The sequence below is a fragment of the Aerococcus suis genome (assembly GCF_900176325.1).
GTDB classification, from domain to species: domain Bacteria; phylum Bacillota; class Bacilli; order Lactobacillales; family Aerococcaceae; genus Aerococcus; species Aerococcus suis.
Genome location: NZ_FWXK01000001.1, coordinates 132212 through 148688 on the forward strand (window position 1 = coordinate 132212; position 16477 = coordinate 148688).

Below are 16477 nucleotides of genomic sequence, written 5' to 3' on the forward strand. Positions count from 1 at the left end.
TGTGAGAAAAAGCGCTTAGCCATGGAGCGTTGGACCAAAACCGGAGATTTCTGCTAAGAAATTGGAGGCTTTTGGGAAACGCACGCCATGGCTGCTTTTTCGAACCCGACTACAAAGGATGCGATAAAGCACGGGTAACCACGGTCGTTGGACCTAAAAGCGACGCCTCTCTGCAAGAGAGAAGGAGCTCTTTAGGGAAACGCAGCCGTGGTTGTGCTTTAAAGCTCAACTAAAACAGGGTGTGAACATTTGCGCTTAGCCATGGAGCATTGGACCAAAACCATCTCCCTACCATATAATCTTATTCAAATAAAAAATCGATTGGCTCAACACCAATCGATTTTTTTATTATTCTTCAACTGTATCTGTTTCAAATTGAATCTCTTCATTATCATCGATATCAATATGAACATGTTGACCTGGAGCGACATCACCACTAATAATGGCTTTAGCGATAGGAGTTTCGACATAGTTCGTAATAAACCGATTTAATGGACGAGCACCAAATTGTGGTTCATAAGCACTATCGCCAATCCAGTGAATCAATTCATCTGAATAATCAACAGTAATATTTTGTTCTGCGAGACGAGCCGTTAATTGTTTCAACATTTTATGAACAATACCTGTCATATGTTCACGACTTAGTGGTGTGAAAAGAATCGTATCGTCAATCCGATTTAGAAATTCTGGTTTAAAGTGCGTATTTAAACGTTCTTTAATTTCAAATTTCGTATCTTCATCAATTTCACCGTTGTCATCGACACCTTCAAGTAATAAATCTGATCCAATATTACTTGTCATAATAATAATAGTGTTTTTAAAGTCAACGACATGTCCTTGAGAATCGGTTAGACGACCATCGTCTAATAATTGTAATAAAATATTGAAAACATCTGGATGAGCTTTTTCGATTTCATCTAATAAGATAACAGTATATGGGCGACGGCGAACAGCTTCTGTTAATTGTCCCCCTTCTTCATAACCAACATATCCTGGTGCAGCACCAACTAACCGAGAAACAGCATATTTTTCCATATACTCACTCATATCGATACGAACCATATTTTCCTCAGAATCAAAAAGATGTTCAGCTAATGCTTTTGCAAGCTCTGTTTTACCAACACCAGTTGGTCCTAAGAATAGGAAAGATCCGAGTGGACGGTTAGGGTTTTGAATTCCTGCACGTGACCGTAATACAGCATTCGTCACACTTTCAACGGCTTCGTCTTGACCAATCACTCGTTCATGCAACGTATCATCTAAGTGTAATAGTTTTTCTCGTTCACCTTCGACTAATTTAGCCACTGGAATACCTGTTAAGCGAGCAACGACTTCAGCAATAGAATCCTCAGTCACTGATTCTTCCATTAAGCTTGGTTGATTGTCCATATGTTCATGGTATTTTGCTTCCATTTCTTGTAATTCTTTTTCTAAAGCCGGAATTTTACCATGTTGTAAGGTTGCTGCTTTTTCTAAGTCATAATCAGATTCTGCTTGCTCTAAATCATGTTTCGCTTGATCAATTTCTTGACGTTTATCATTAATTTTATTCAAGCCATCTTTTTCAATTTCCCATTGTTGCGTTAATTCATTCGTTTTTTCTCGAACTTCGGCTAATTCTTTTTGCAGTTCTTCTAAACGATTTTGACTATTTTGATCGTCTTCTTCTTTTAAGGCTTGTTCTTCAATTTCTAATTGAATTTGACGCCGGCGATACATATCTAGTTCAGTTGGCAATGAATTCATTTGTACTCGAATTTCAGCACTTGCTTCATCGACTAAGTCAATCGCTTTGTCTGGTAAGAATCGATCAGTAATATAACGATTAGATAACTCAACAGCAGCTACTAACGCTTGGTCATGAATCGATACTTGATGGTGAATTTCAAACCGTTCTTTCAATCCACGTAAAATACTAATCGCATCTTCTACACTTGGTTCTTTGACTAAAACTTTTTGGAAACGACGTTCTAAAGCTTTATCTGTTTCCATATATTTGCGATATTCATCTAATGTTGTTGCCCCAATACAATGGAGTTCACCACGAGCTAACATAGGTTTCAAGAGGTTTCCTGCATCCATTGATCCTTCTGTTTTACCAGCACCAACAATAGTATGAATTTCATCGATAAATAGTAAAATTTGACCTTCTGATTTTTTAACTTCATTTAAAACAGCTTTCAACCGTTCTTCAAATTCTCCACGATATTTTGCCCCAGAGATGAGGGCTCCCATATCAAGTGAAAAAATCGTTTTATCTTTTAAGTTGTCAGGAACATCGCCTTTGACAATTCGTTGAGCTAACCCTTCAACAATCGCTGTTTTACCAACACCAGGATCCCCAATTAATACTGGATTGTTTTTCGTTTTCCGTGACAAGATACGAACGACATCACGAATTTCTTCATCCCGACCAATAATTGGGTCCATTTTACCTGTTTTTACTTGATCGATAAGATCTGTCCCGTATTTTTCTAAAGCATCGTACGTTTCTTCTTGTTGTTTAGAAGTCACACGATCACCCTTTCTTAAGTCTTTAATTTTAGCTTCGGTTTTAGCTTTGGTAACACCTTGTTGTTTTAACCATTTTGTCGTTTCACTATAAGAAATGTCCCATAAAGCTAATAAAATCATTTCTGTGGCTAGATAGTCATCTTCATAACTTTCTGCTTTGGCTTGTGCTTTTTGAATCAATTCCATTAGTCCACGAGATAACTGTTGACCATATTGAACACCTGAACCAGAAACCACTGCAATTTTATCCAATTGGCGATCTAATTCTTGTTCAAAAGCATTCATATCAACGTCTAAATCAGCATAAAAATTGTAAGCAAAGTTCCCTGGTTGTACCAAGGCTTTCATTAAATGTGAGATTGTAATTTCTTGATGGTGTCTTGTTTGTGCAATTTGTTGCGCATTGGCAACTGCTTCTTGTAAGGTAGTAGTCATTTCCATGTTTGACATCTAATCAACTCCTTTACAATTCTTATTATACGACTTTGGTCAATAAAGGTCAAACATTAGTTGACTATTTTTTGACTTTTTTTGACCTTCTTTATTATAAACACTTTCTCATAGGTGATAGCAAATAAAAAAGGCCAAAACGAATCCCGTTTTAGCCTCATTGTTTACTTATGTTGTTGACGTTGGTATTTGATAATCAAGAAAAAGATAATGCCATTAATAATCAGAGAAATAGTATTTGATAAAATAAGTCCCCAATCCACGATAATTGTTCCATGAATTAACCATAAAATCTGTCCTGTCACCAATGTCAGATACATCCAAAATGATAAGCCACTGACATCTCGCGTTTTAATCGTTTTTAAGGCTTGAGGCATTGCTGAAATTGTCGTTAGAATCCCCGCTAAAATTCCAATCATTTCAAAACTCCATTCTTTCTTTCCTTTTGATACTTTATATAAAAGTTAACCTTCATTATCATAACATGAAATGTCAATCATTGGGTTCTTTTTATCATGAGTCCTCAATCTGACTCCACTTTTGTTTAGGTAACAAACGAATATGACGAATCGACTGCCAAGCAATCCACTGTTGATTTAAACGTATCCCATAAGGCAACGTTTCACCAGTAAAATAACCACAAATTTCATTAACGATGTGTCCGTTTTTATCGCTCTCATTGACTTGTATAGCGACTGGTATTTGTCGATTAAAGGATTGATAAAGTATCTGATCAATTTCCCTAGTCGTCATCTGTGGATACTTTTTGTTGACTTGAATAGCAACTTGATGATTTTGTTCAATGCCTTGTGTTAATTCCTCCATAGCAAAAGCAGTTGCCCATTTTATATTAAATGATCGATCCTTGTAGCCATTATAAGGTGTAAATTCTTTACGTGTTCGTCTAACCATCAAAATCATTATGGATACCAGCCATTCCTCCTGCATGCCCACCGACCAACTGTGAACGGGCAATCGCTCGTCCACCATTTAATAATGAAGCCGCGTGGACTATGCTTTTAAACCCATATTTTTCTCGAATTTTATCCACAATGTGATCAATTTTTATTTCCTTTTCTTGACTCTTACTATCTGTGAATAAATTTAATTGAATAGCGCCGTCCGTATTTAATTGTCCAGTAGTCAAGCCAATACTTCGAACCATTTGACCAGTATACCGTTCTCGAAAGAGTCGCAAGGCATTATCAGCTAACTCTTTACTTTGATTTGTTGGATACATAGCGGCTCGTTGCTTAAAGGCAGTTTTCCCTTGCGAATCAATAAAGCCTTTCGAATAGCCAATAAACAACGATAAATGTTGGGCGGTATAACCTTGTTTGCGCAAACGCATGCCTACTTGATCAGCCATTTCTTTAATGACCAGTTCAATCTCTTGTGGATTAGTATAATCATACGGCAAAATTTGACTATTACCGATTGTTTTTTCTCGAGGTCGATACGTATCCCCCAGAAATGAGCGATCAATCCCCCAACTATGGGCATATAATTGTGTTCCCATAATGCCAAATAAATCTTTGAGTTGATAGTAACTGGTATGAGCTAAATCATAAACTGTTTCAATACCCATTCCGTGTAATTTTCGAGCGGTTCGCTTACCTATCCCCCACATATCGGTTAATTCTGCTACCTGCCATAACGTATTCGGAACGTCTTCATAACGCCACTCAGCAATCATATCCGGAGATTTTTTCGCCGCATTGTCCAATGCTACTTTGGCTAATAATGGATTATCACCAATTCCAATCGTGGTAACAATTCCTAATTTTTCACGGACAGATTGTTGGATTTGCTGAGCCAGTTCATAGGCAGATTCAGCATGAAATGATTTCAGAGAATCTGTCACATCTAAAAAACTTTCATCAACTGAATAGACATGATGATTCGCTTCATCAACATATGTCTGATAAATTTGATTAACTTCTCGATTCTTTTGCATATACCGACGCATGCGCGGAGGATAAATATATAAATCCTGTGGGTATGGGAAAGGTAAATCTCGTGCTCTCGATACATTACTAATTCCATAAGCTTTTTTAGCTGCTGGTGATGCGGCCAAAATTAATCCCGATCCTCTTTCAGTACGCGCGCCACTTGGATAAGACATCACAACCAACTTAGCTGCCAGCGGATCTAACCCATGGTCTACAGCCTCTACTGACGCATAAAATGATTTACAATCAATACATAAGATATCACGACTCGGCTCCCTGTTATAATCGAATATCGGATTATTGAAAAACATTTTAGTCACCTCGTTAGAACATATGTTCGTATTTATCATAAAATGTTTCCCTTAAAAAAGCAACCGAACAAAAACATAAAAAGGCATATCTCATTAAGAGACATGCCTAAAAAATGTTAATTATCAGTAGTTTACATTATTCACCGAAAACAAAGACGCGTTCTTCTAAAGGCGCAAAGTCTTTGTCACCAGCTGGCGCTTCAATAGAACCAAATGGCATTTGGGCAACCATTTCATAAGAGTCTGGTAAATCAAACATTTGTCGTGTTTCTTTATCGAAACCTTGTTCATAACCAAGATTAAAGTGTTGTAAAGAAGCACCCAAACCTAAATCAGCCATGGTTAACCATGTACCATATTGAACATTGGCATTTGCCGTATGTTTATAAACATGGGTTCTTTCTGGATTGGTTGGTAATTGATCAGCAGTTGCATTATCTTCAAAGAATAATACGGTTCCTAGCGCTTCATCACGTGCACCTGTAATCGTTGCAGACATTTGTTCCCAAGCATCATCATCTAAGACGTCTTTTTGAACGTCGTAAATATGTTGCCAGAATTTTTCTTTTTGGTCACCAAATAAAATAACGACCCGTGTCGATTGATTATTAAATGCAGAAGGAGCATGTTTGACGACATTTGAAATGGCATCAACAATTTCTTGTTTAGATAAATCGGTATTTTTTCCTAAAACATAGTGTGTTCGACGTGTTTCTAAAGCTTTTTTTAATTCCATAATTGAAAACTCCTTTGACTTTTTTGATTTATCACTTACAAAAGTAAATACTAACTCAATATAGCACCTTTTATTTAAATGTTCAAGTATAAACTTACAAAAAATAAGTAAAAAAGACTAACCGTTTCCGATTAGTCTTCCTATTAAGAGTGATGTTGATTGTGGTTAATAACTTCTACTTCGTGATTATTAATAGCTTTCTCTAGTTTAGGATAAACAACACGAGCAGTAGCTGAACCAAAAACAAGCAATTCATATAAAATTTGGACATCAATCGTCGTCCGTGAGAGTAAACGTAAATAAATTTCGCCATCGCCTGCTAACACAATTGTATAATACCCTGACAATTGGCGATTTAAGTCGTTAATGACTTCTAAAGCTTTAGGCGTTTGGCTATAATCTTTCACTTGCGTAATGTTCCGATAAGAAATTTGGTATTCTGTCACTTTAGAATCATCTTTAAATTCTCGAATAACAATATCAAAAGGAATGGTATGATCTTCAGCTAAACGATAAGCACCATTATAAACGTATTGATGGTTATCTAATTCCTGTTTTTGCATCGGCATACCTTTTTCTTTAAATAGCTGTTCTAAGGCTGTCGTTATAGTTGCCATCTTCTCACCTCTATTACATATTTCTTCTATTATAGCACACTCTTATTTCGCAATTGCTGACTACGCATTAGGAAACAAAAAAAAGAGATTAGACATGACGTCTAATCTCTTTTCTATTATTTGGTTATTCAGTCGCTTATTTACGACGACGTTCAGGAATACGTGCAGCTTTACCATGTAAGTCACGTAAGTAGAATAATTTCGCACGACGAACTTTACCTTGACGTAACACTTCGATTTTAGCAACGCGAGGAGTATGTACTGGGAAAGTACGTTCTACCCCAACACCACTTGACATTTTACGAACAGTATAAGTTTCGCTAATACCAGCACCACGACGTTGAATAACAACACCATCGAATAACTGAATACGTTCACGGTCACCTTCAACAACTTTCGCATGAACACGAACAGTGTCACCAGGACGGAAGTCTGGGATATCGCTACGTAATTGTTCTTGTGTAATTTCATCAATTAATTTACTCATGTTTTTTCTCCTTCCAACTAATATTCATATGGGCCTCCACAGTGGAATATCGTTTTTATGCGAGTTGAAACTCACCTAATCAATGTTATCAAAATAAGGATTATTTGTAAAGGAATTTTCCTATAAATATTAATCGGTTACTGATTTCTCTTTAAAACTTACCCCATTAGTCTGTAACTTATCTACTGTTTGCTGATTTAAACCGGTTATTGCTTTAAATTCATCAATCGTTTGATTTTGGAAGGCTACACTATCAATGAAGCCATACTGAGCTAACGTTTGCTTTTCTTTTTCCGTTAACTGATCTTGTAACGACTGATAATCATGTATTAACCCTTCAAAGAAATCATCACAAAAGGTAGAATCCGCAACTGACTCTTCTCTAAAATCATACGTAATAATATTGTCCTCATTAATAACTTGTGGATCAGCTAATATGGCGACTAATAATTGTTGAAGATATTCTGAGCGTTCCCAGAAAGGTTGTGTCATTTGAAAAACCATATCCACCATATCACTAGAACCTGGTGTGGTATTTAACATATCGTCAGCAGTATAAGGCGTCAATACCTGATGATAAAAGGCATCTTCTCTTACTTTTTCACCAAAGTGTGAATTTAATTCTAGCAGATGCGTAGCCAATGATTGTGCCCAATCGTAATCTCTAGCCATCAAAGCCCCAATTAAAGCATAAAAAACGGGCTGTTCCATCTCATTAAAAAATGGATTCATTTCATGAAATGCTTTGAGATCTTTATATTGGTGTAACCCTAGCATAATCACCATTAAATCAATCGATACTCCCAAATGATCGCTCGGATCAATTTGTAACAATTCTCGAGCATGTTTGTCAGCTTCTGTGTACAATTGATTTTCAATAAATAGTAGCATTAATTGTTGTTTCATTAAAAGATAAGAATGATGATCTAAAGTATTAAATCCTTGGCTTAACAACTCTTGCTGATGTTTTTTGAAATAATAATGCTCCATGCGTTCTAATCTAGGGAAGACTTCATAGAAATGATGGGGGTCTCTTATTTTTTGACGAACGATTTCTAATTCAAACTGAAATAAAAGATTCCCTGGATACGTTTGTAAGGCTTGATACGTGGCAATGCCTCGCTGCTCTAAGCTAGGAATAGTAATAATTTCATGATAAATACTATCAATTTTTGTCGCTTTAGACATCCCTTCATCATATTCTTCTTCACTTAAAAAGTTTTCCAAGAAGGCTTCAAAAGCTGCATCTAATGATTGAAACTGAGTGGTATCGACTTTTTTTAACCATGCGGTAAACTCTTTTAATAAACGTTCATCCTCATTACGCATGCCGTCATCTCCTTTATTTCATTCTTTTAATCATGTCTTTATCCATCACTTTCTTCACGTTTAATGTCATCTAACCACTGCTTCTGTTGCTCACTTAATGGATAATTAATCAATAAATCGGGACGTCGTTGCCATGTTCGTCGCAGTGATTCTTTTGCTTTCCAATCAGCAATTTTCGCATGATCGCCACTAAATAGCACTTCTGGTACAGTCATCCCTTGATATTCACGAGGACGAGTATATTGCGGGTATTCTAGTAGACCTGTTGAGAATGAGTCGCCGATAATCGAATCTTGGTTACCCACTGTTTCTTCCAATAATCGCACAGTTGCATCAATCACTACCATGGCGCCCAATTCGCCACCAGTCAAAACATAATCCCCGATTGAAATTTCGTCTGTCACATATTCGCGAATACGTTCATCATAGCCTTCATAATGACCACAAATAAATACTAAGTGCTCAGCTTTAACCAATTCTTCTGCCTTAGATTGCGAAAAGGTTTCCCCTGCAGGATCCATCAATACCACACGTTTTTTAGTATGCGGATGCTTCTCTTTCACTTCATCTAATGCTTCAGCAATGGGCTGAACTTGCAGTAGCATTCCGGCACCACCACCATATGGATAATCATCGACATGACCATGTTTATTATGGGCAAAGCGACGAAAATCGGTGACATCAATTTTAGCAATGCCTTTTTCTTGTGCTTTACCAATAATGGAAGATTGCATCGGTCCCGCAAACATTTCCGGAAACAAACTTAGGATATCAATCTGCATTATTCAATCAAACCTTCCATTTCTTCAATCACTATTTTACCTTGTTCAACATCAATCACTTTTACAACATCTTCTATATAAGGAATGAGAATATCTTTTTTTCCATTAACAGGTTGTTGGACAACAAACACGTCATTAGCTGGTAACTCCATAATCTCACGAATTTTCCCTAAGTAATCGTCATCTATCGTGTAAACAGCCAAACCAACAATATCGTCATAATAAAATTCATTGGCAGATAGCTCTTCATTCCGTTCAGATTCAGCTACCATCAAACTCATGCCTTTGTAACCTTCCACATCATTAATCGTGGGATGATTTTTAAAATGCAATAAATGAAAGTTTTTATGCCGACGATGCCCATCCACTTCTACTTCTTCCGTTAAATTTCCTTTATCAAAAATAGCGAGGCGACTCCCTATCTTAAATCGCTCATCAGGAAAATCAGTAATAGCCATTACTCTTACTTCACCTTTTAAGGCTTGAGTATTTACAATATCGCCAACTTTATAATACTTTTCAGACATATAGAACTCCTTTAATTCGTCTATAATTTCCTTCTATTGTAATATAATTTTGACAATGACGCACGTTAAAATGACTTCTCTAGTTACCTCAAACATAAAAAAAACTGGTAAAGCCTATTGCCTTACCAGTTAATTATTATATTTCTTCTTTATTATCGATAATTAAGCGAACACGTTTAGGGCCATCCACTCGTACACTATATAAAATTGTCCGAATCGCATTAGCCACACGTCCACCTTTACCAATAACACGTCCAACATCATCAGGATGCAAGACCAGATGATACTCTAGAAAATGATCACCATCAACAATATTTAAGGTCATTTCATCTTCATGTTCAATTAATGGAATAACCATTGTTAATAGTAATTGTTTAATATCCGGCATCATTTAATCATCTACCTTATTTACCGTATTTATCTTCGTGAAGTTGTTGTAAGATCCCTTCACCTGATAAGATATCACGAACAGTATCTGTTGGTTGAGCACCGTCTTTTAACCATTGTAAGGCTAATTCATTGTCTAAAACAATTTCAGAAGGTGTTACAACTGGGTTGTAAGTTCCGATTTGTTCAATAATACGTCCATCACGTGGTGAACGTGCATCTGCTACAACGATACGGTAGAATGGGTTACGTTTTGATCCCATACGTTTTAAGCGCATTTTAACTGCCATAAATAAATTCCTCCTATTATGTCTTTGTTTAAAGTATGATTTCTTTTATCACAATTATATATACTAACAAGGTCTATTAAAGCCGTCAAGTATTTTTTCTTTACAGGACTATTTTTTTCCTTTACGTTTTTTCATTTTTTTCATTCGCCGTGCTAATTTTTGGGCTTCGATTTGATCACGTTTATTCATTTTACCGCCACCCATGTTTGGCATGCCTCCGCCACCAAATATATTTTGTAACTGTCCGAAGTTTCCATTCGTCATGCTACTCATCATATCACGCGTTTGCTTAAACTGTTTAATTAACCGATTAACCATCGTTAAATCAGTGGCAGACCCCTTCGCAATCCGGCGACGACGAGATTGTGAAATATCATCTGGATTTTCCCGTTCATATGGCGTCATAGAGAGAATAATCGCTTTAGTTCGCGCCATTTCTTTAGGGTCGATATTCAATTGATCAAGACCCCCTAGTTTATTCAAACCAGGAATCATTTTCATAATATCTTCAAGTGGCCCTAATTTATTCATTTGATCCATTTGTTTCAAGAAATCATTAAAGTCAAACGTATTAGCTTTCATTTTTTCTGCCATACGTTCTGCTTCTTGCTCATCAAATTCTGCTTGAGCTTTCTCGATAAGGGTCATCATATCTCCCATACCGAGAATACGATTGGCCATACGATCTGGATAGAATTTCTCTATTTCGCTAAGTTTTTCTCCAGTACCAGTAAATTTAATTGGTTGTCCAGTCACACTAACAATAGATAGTGCCGCACCTCCACGACTATCCCCATCAATTTTCGTTAGGACAACCCCAGTAATATCTAAATCTTCATTAAATGTTTTAGCAACATTGGCCGCTTCTTGTCCACTCATCGCATCAACAGTTAAGAGAATTTCATCAGGATTGACCGTTTGTTTAATATTTTTTAACTCAGTCATCAAGGCTTCATCAATTTGTAAACGACCTGCCGTATCAATAAAGACCGTATCATAACCCTCAGCTTCTGCCTTAGCTACAGCTTGTTTGGCAATTTCAACTGGATTCGCATCGGTTCCTAATGAAAAGACAGGTAAATCTAATTGTTGACCGATTGTTTGCAACTGATTAATAGCAGCCGGACGGTAAACGTCACCAGCAACTAATAATGGTTTCCGCTTATCTTGTTCACGAATTAAGTTGGCTAGCTTCCCAACAGTAGTTGTTTTACCAGCACCTTGTAAACCAGCCATCATAATAACCGTCACACCATTATCGGCATAGTTTAGTCCAACTTGTTCGCCACCCATCAAATCCGTTAATTCATCATTAACAATCTTAACAACTTGTTGGGCTGGAGATAGTGATTGCAAGACTTCACTATTTAATGCACGTTCATTGACTCTTTTTACAAAATCTTTGACGACTTTAAAGTTAACATCTGCTTCAAGTAAAGCGAGACGAACTTCACGCATCATTTCTTTTAAGTCTGCTTCTTGTATTTTACCTTTTTTACCCATTTTTTCGACTGCGCCTTGGAGACGGTCGGATAAACTTTCAAAAGCCATTAATTAAGACACCTCTTCGTTTGGATTTTCATCGTCAATAACCAATAATTCTTGAATCATTGACTGTAATTGCTCATCATCAGGATAATGAGACAAACTATAATCTAATAATTTTTGACCGACTGTTGTTCGTTTTTCATATTGGTAAATCATATGTAAATGCTCTTCATAATTTAAGAGAATTTTCTCAGTCCGTCGAATATTGTCGTAAACTGCCTGACGACTCACGTGATAATTTTCAGCGATTTCTCCTAACGAATAATCTTCGGCATAATATAAATCCAAATACGTCCGTTGTTTATCCGTTAATAAATCCGCATAAAAATCAAATAAGCGATTCATTTCATTCGTTTTTTCAATTTCCATAATTTCTCACCTTTTTGTCAAGCAGATTTCCTTTACATCCCTTAAGAATACCGAATGCCACTGTAAAAGTCAATTCCTTCTATATAATAGCAAAAAGCAATTGACTCTTGCCAATTGCTTTTTATCTGCTATCTACTATTTATCTTGTTCAACAAATGTCGCTTGATCTAACATTTGACCTAATTCATGATTGTAATCCATTTCCCCGTCTTGGACAGCGATAATCATATAGGAGACCATTAACCCATCTTTTTCAGAAATGACAATTGCTCCCTTACCAGGGACTCCTTGAGCGGTAAAATCAGCATCATAACGATAGGCTTTCTCACCATCAATTTTTGTTTCAGACTCTTTTTGAATATCCATTGAACCGATATTTGTTCCTAATTTATCGACAAAATCGCGACGGGCATCTTTGTCGCTAATATCAAAATTAGCTTTCCACATATCAACCGTTGCTAATGAGCCATTTTTACTATAAGAATAACTAATAGTTGGTTCTTCTGAATGGTGCTCTTCTACCCAACCACTCGGCATATCGAAGTCGAGACGATAGTCTACTCCATTCAATGGATCAGCATATTGATCAATCGCCTTTTTATCATCATCTGTTAATTCTGATAAGGATGCGGATTTTATAAATTTATCCATAATTTTTGCTGATAAATCTTCATTACCTTTAACAATGGAACTCACATAAGCAATAAAGGAATCATCGTTATTTGGCAGTAAAATCACATCAATAATAAAAGAGTCTTTGTCGGTATCCATAGTTCCTTGAATTCGATAACCATCTTTTCCAGCTACGGTCACTTCTGTCTCCGACTCTGGCGCATACATTCCTTGATCACCAACAACACTTTGCTGAACAAAACCTTGTCGAACCTCTTTCTGACTAACATCTAGAGGTGTCACTCCATACATCGCAAAGACAGACCCTTCTTCTCCATGAAAAGATTGAACAGGTTGGTCTTCCTCATCATCTTCTTGGAAAAAGTCAGGAGCTTCATAAGATAAGTTAACTAATTCTTTTTCTTGATACATCTCTTTATTTTTTTGAGTATCTTGAAGCACATTAACTTGTTCGCTTGATTCTGACTCAGCTTTTGACTCGTCATCATTACCACATGCTGCTAATAAACAGACGGCAGATAATAGGACTAATGCTTTTTTCATCGTAACCTCCGGCATTTATCTTTTTTCTAACTGTTACTTATATTATCTACATTATCATAATTCAGTCAAAATAAATAGATACTCTATAAACAATAAAAGCTTCCCTTTAATGGGAAGCTTTTGATTATTTAATTAATAGTTTATTCTTAATAATTAGTTTTTAACTTTGTGATGCTCCAGTATCAGCATCTGTTTCACTCGTTGATTCTATACTTGCTGAAGCACTAGTATCCGCATCAGTTGGGTTAGCTGTTTCAACCGTCATATTAGAGTCTTGACGTTCTTTAGCTGTAGCACTTGTTGCCGCATCAGGTTGACCGCCGATGAGTTCTTGGCCTGTTTGTTTTAAGTACCAATTAATCGTTGGCATTAAATCCATGACATACTCATTGATTCCGCGATAATTACCGTCTTTATCCGTAATTCGTTGATAAGAATGAACGACATATTTATCAGGTCCGTGTGTCGGAACAGGCATCCGGAAACAATCCGTTTTGCCACTACGTAAAAGATGAACCACTTTTTTAACGTTTTCACGCGCACGTGGTGGATGGCAAGTAGCTAAAGGATTCCCAACCTGACTTGGTTTACGTTTCGCAAACATTGCTTCAGTTGGTGTATTATAGTTGTAATATAAGAACTGATTATTTTCATCAGCAAAAGTCACTTCAAACGGCATAGAATTCAATAATTCAGAAATTTGGTTAACGGTTAAGATTCCGTGATCAAGTAACACATAATCATCCCCTTGAGCAGGGTTTACTTTTTCAGTGGCCTCTTCTACCCAGTGGTCACTATTTTTATCCACATCAATCGTCGTCGCAATAGTTCCTGTGGCTTCTAAGTCTTCATCTTCAGGATCTCCTGCTTCCACTTCATTGATAATTCGTACAAAACGTTGGAATTTTTTCAAAAAACCTTTTAATACCTTAACGGTCGCTTCATCTTTTAAGTTTCCTTCATCATCGAAGGCTTCTCGCGCTTCGCCCAATAAAAATTCATTGCCTGGGAAAACATAAGCGCCAACTTCTGGTGCTTCTAATACTTGTCTTAGATGTAATTGAGAACTAGAGGTTCCTTGGTCTAAGTATGAAGCGCCAATCACCATTAACGGTTTATTTTCTAACGGATGAACTTGGTATGATACCCATTCTAAATAACTTTTTAACACCGGTGGAATGGAACGACTATGTTCACCTGTCGAAATAATCACACCATCTGCTCCAGAAAGTTTACTTAGATGCGCTTTCATCTCTGATGTCGACGTTATATCATTGTGCGGATCAAATAGTGGAAATTGGCTAATATCAACGATTTCTAAATCAAACATTGACGAAAAATGTGTGCGAATAAAGTTTAATAATTGTTCATTATATGATTTTTGTTCATCTAAAGACCCAATAATACCAATAATTTTCATCGTGTTTCCTCCTTAACGACGTATAAAACGTTTATCATAATTTGCAGCAACTTCTTTGGCTTGTAAAATTTGTACATCCGTTCGTTTATTATGGTCTACAAATTCAATAAAACGATTGATATAAGTTTCCAAATCTGTCCTGTCAATCGCCCGAGCAAACTCGCTATCATCCGTAAACGCTCGCAAGGCATGTGATAATAGATAACCATCACCAGACATCATATTAGCCGCTAATTGAGGGGCATTTAACATTTGGCGTAAGTGAAATTGTGCACGAGATGACCCTAAACGTCCATAAGAAGTCCCAAGAATTAATGTTGGTTTATCCACCATTGGATATTGACCATAAGATAACCAAGCTAACGCATTAGATAAAACTGCTGGAACAGAATGATCGTATTCAGCTGTTGAAATTAAGACCCCATCTGCCGTGTCAATCTTATCGACAACTGTTTGAATTTTAGCAGGCAACTCTAACGAAATAGGTTTATTAAACATTGGCCAATCACGAACAGAAATTAATTCTAATTCAAATTCTGATTGGAAAGCATGCTTGATTAAAGATAAGAGTTTTTCATTCGTCGTCTCAATCGATGGTGACCCGATAATACCGATAAATTTCTTCATTCGTTTACCACTCCTTATAGTAAAAATTGCATAATATGTTGCGACGTTAATATGTCGCCCGACTGTTTAATTACAATCGCTTCAATACCAGGTTCTTTATTGACAGTGGCAATGATATCATCAGCTGGTAATCCAAATAATCGCGTTGTCCAAATTTCCCCATCTACTGATTGTTTGGAGATAATCGTCATACTAGCAATATCAGTAGCCATAGGATAGCCAGTATCACTATCAAAAATATGGTGATACGTCTGTCCATCAATTTTCAATACCCGTTCATAAATTCCAGATGTCACAATAGATCCTGGACCCATTTTTATAACAAACTTATTTTGCCCTCGTGGTTGCATAGGGTCTTGGACACCAACCCGCCACTTTTTATCGTCACGATGACTAGGTGCTCCTAATGTCACTAAATTACCACCTAAATTGAGCAAAGCATTTTGCACATTTTTTTGCTCTAAATAAGCCATAATACGATCAGCGATATAGCCTTTTGCCAATGCCCCTAAGTCAATTTCCATCCCTTTTTTACGTAGAAAAACACTACTGTTTACAGGATTAATAATAATATCCTCAGGATTAATATATTGCAGTGCATAATCAATATCCTCTTGACTCGGTTTATGGGCATCTGAGAAACCTATTCGCCACGCTTTAATTAATGGGCCAATCGCAATATTCAAATACGATGGTTGCGCAAGGGAATGCTGTTTCCCGATTGCAATCAATTCAAATAACTCGGGATGTACGGTGACCGGTTGAATCCCTGCTTGTTGATTAATTTGACTGAGTTCCGATGTCGAATCATTAGCAGAAAATCGTTGATTATATTGCTTTAACAATGTGACGACATCTTGGCACAACTCTTTGGCCAATGGATGGGTAATCGCAATATCAATAATAGTTCCCATTAATCGAACGGTACGTTTAGCGTAAGACACATTTCTCCCTC

Annotated in this window: 18 protein-coding genes; all 18 read right to left on the reverse strand. The window is 36.7% G+C overall.

Annotation, left to right across the window (positions count from 1 at the left end; all coding sequences use genetic code 11):
* Positions 1-348: 348 nt before the first annotated feature.
* The 18 genes from clpB to B8955_RS00750 all read right to left on the reverse strand — a co-directional run bounded on the left by clpB (position 349) and on the right by B8955_RS00750 (position 16436).
* Complete coding sequence (gene clpB, locus B8955_RS00665; protein WP_084097750.1) at positions 349-2964, reverse strand: ATP-dependent chaperone ClpB; 2616 nt, start codon at positions 2962-2964, stop codon at positions 349-351.
* 164 nt (positions 2965-3128) lie between these two features.
* Positions 3129-3383 (reverse strand): SemiSWEET transporter, encoded by a 255-nt coding sequence (locus B8955_RS00670; protein WP_084097751.1) that lies wholly within the window; start codon positions 3381-3383, stop codon positions 3129-3131.
* A 94-nt stretch (positions 3384-3477) separates the two neighbouring features.
* The gene (locus tag B8955_RS00675; RefSeq protein WP_159444402.1) at positions 3478-3876 is read right to left on the reverse strand and encodes a hypothetical protein; all 399 of its coding nucleotides are present in this window, start codon (positions 3874-3876) and stop codon (positions 3478-3480) included.
* Complete coding sequence (locus tag B8955_RS00680) at positions 3869-5227, reverse strand: Y-family DNA polymerase (RefSeq protein ID WP_084097753.1); 1359 nt, start codon at positions 5225-5227, stop codon at positions 3869-3871. Before B8955_RS00680 ends, B8955_RS00675 begins: the two co-directional genes overlap by 8 nt.
* A gap of 136 nt (positions 5228-5363) precedes the next feature.
* Positions 5364-5963, reverse strand: a complete 600-nt coding sequence (locus tag B8955_RS00685) for a nitroreductase family protein (protein WP_084097754.1) — start codon at positions 5961-5963, stop codon at positions 5364-5366.
* 143 nt (positions 5964-6106) lie between these two features.
* Positions 6107-6580, reverse strand: a complete 474-nt coding sequence (locus B8955_RS00690) for a hypothetical protein (RefSeq protein WP_084097755.1) — start codon at positions 6578-6580, stop codon at positions 6107-6109.
* A gap of 136 nt (positions 6581-6716) precedes the next feature.
* The gene (rplS, locus tag B8955_RS00695; protein WP_084097756.1) at positions 6717-7067 is read right to left on the reverse strand and encodes a 50S ribosomal protein L19; all 351 of its coding nucleotides are present in this window, start codon (positions 7065-7067) and stop codon (positions 6717-6719) included.
* 129 nt (positions 7068-7196) lie between these two features.
* Positions 7197-8396 (reverse strand): hypothetical protein, encoded by a 1200-nt coding sequence (locus B8955_RS00700; protein ID WP_084097757.1) that lies wholly within the window; start codon positions 8394-8396, stop codon positions 7197-7199.
* Positions 8397-8434: 38 nt separating this feature from the next.
* A complete protein-coding gene (trmD, locus tag B8955_RS00705) occupies positions 8435-9178 on the reverse strand; it encodes a tRNA (guanosine(37)-N1)-methyltransferase TrmD (RefSeq protein WP_084097758.1) in 744 nt (247 codons plus the stop codon).
* A complete protein-coding gene (gene rimM, locus B8955_RS00710) occupies positions 9178-9705 on the reverse strand; it encodes a ribosome maturation factor RimM (RefSeq protein WP_084097759.1) in 528 nt (175 codons plus the stop codon). The genes trmD and rimM overlap by 1 nt, the downstream gene beginning before the upstream one ends.
* A gap of 136 nt (positions 9706-9841) precedes the next feature.
* Positions 9842-10093, reverse strand: a complete 252-nt coding sequence (locus B8955_RS00715; protein WP_084097953.1) for a KH domain-containing protein — start codon at positions 10091-10093, stop codon at positions 9842-9844.
* 16 nt (positions 10094-10109) lie between these two features.
* Positions 10110-10382, reverse strand: a complete 273-nt coding sequence (gene rpsP, locus B8955_RS00720; RefSeq protein WP_084097760.1) for a 30S ribosomal protein S16 — start codon at positions 10380-10382, stop codon at positions 10110-10112.
* Between the two features lie 108 nt (positions 10383-10490).
* Complete coding sequence (ffh, locus tag B8955_RS00725; protein WP_084097761.1) at positions 10491-11933, reverse strand: signal recognition particle protein; 1443 nt, start codon at positions 11931-11933, stop codon at positions 10491-10493.
* A 3-nt stretch (positions 11934-11936) separates the two neighbouring features.
* Entirely contained in the window at positions 11937-12299 is a 363-nt protein-coding gene (locus B8955_RS00730) for a putative DNA-binding protein (RefSeq protein WP_084097762.1), read from the reverse strand.
* A gap of 135 nt (positions 12300-12434) precedes the next feature.
* Positions 12435-13475 (reverse strand): hypothetical protein, encoded by a 1041-nt coding sequence (locus B8955_RS00735; RefSeq protein ID WP_084097763.1) that lies wholly within the window; start codon positions 13473-13475, stop codon positions 12435-12437.
* A gap of 160 nt (positions 13476-13635) precedes the next feature.
* On the reverse strand, positions 13636-14895 hold the full coding sequence (locus tag B8955_RS00740; RefSeq protein WP_084097764.1) for an NAD(P)H-dependent oxidoreductase: 1260 nt from the start codon (positions 14893-14895) through the stop codon (positions 13636-13638).
* Positions 14896-14907: 12 nt separating this feature from the next.
* Positions 14908-15522 (reverse strand): NADPH-dependent FMN reductase, encoded by a 615-nt coding sequence (locus B8955_RS00745; RefSeq protein WP_084097765.1) that lies wholly within the window; start codon positions 15520-15522, stop codon positions 14908-14910.
* Positions 15523-15536: 14 nt separating this feature from the next.
* On the reverse strand, positions 15537-16436 hold the full coding sequence (locus tag B8955_RS00750; RefSeq protein ID WP_084097954.1) for an FAD:protein FMN transferase: 900 nt from the start codon (positions 16434-16436) through the stop codon (positions 15537-15539).
* Positions 16437-16477: the final 41 nt, after the last annotated feature.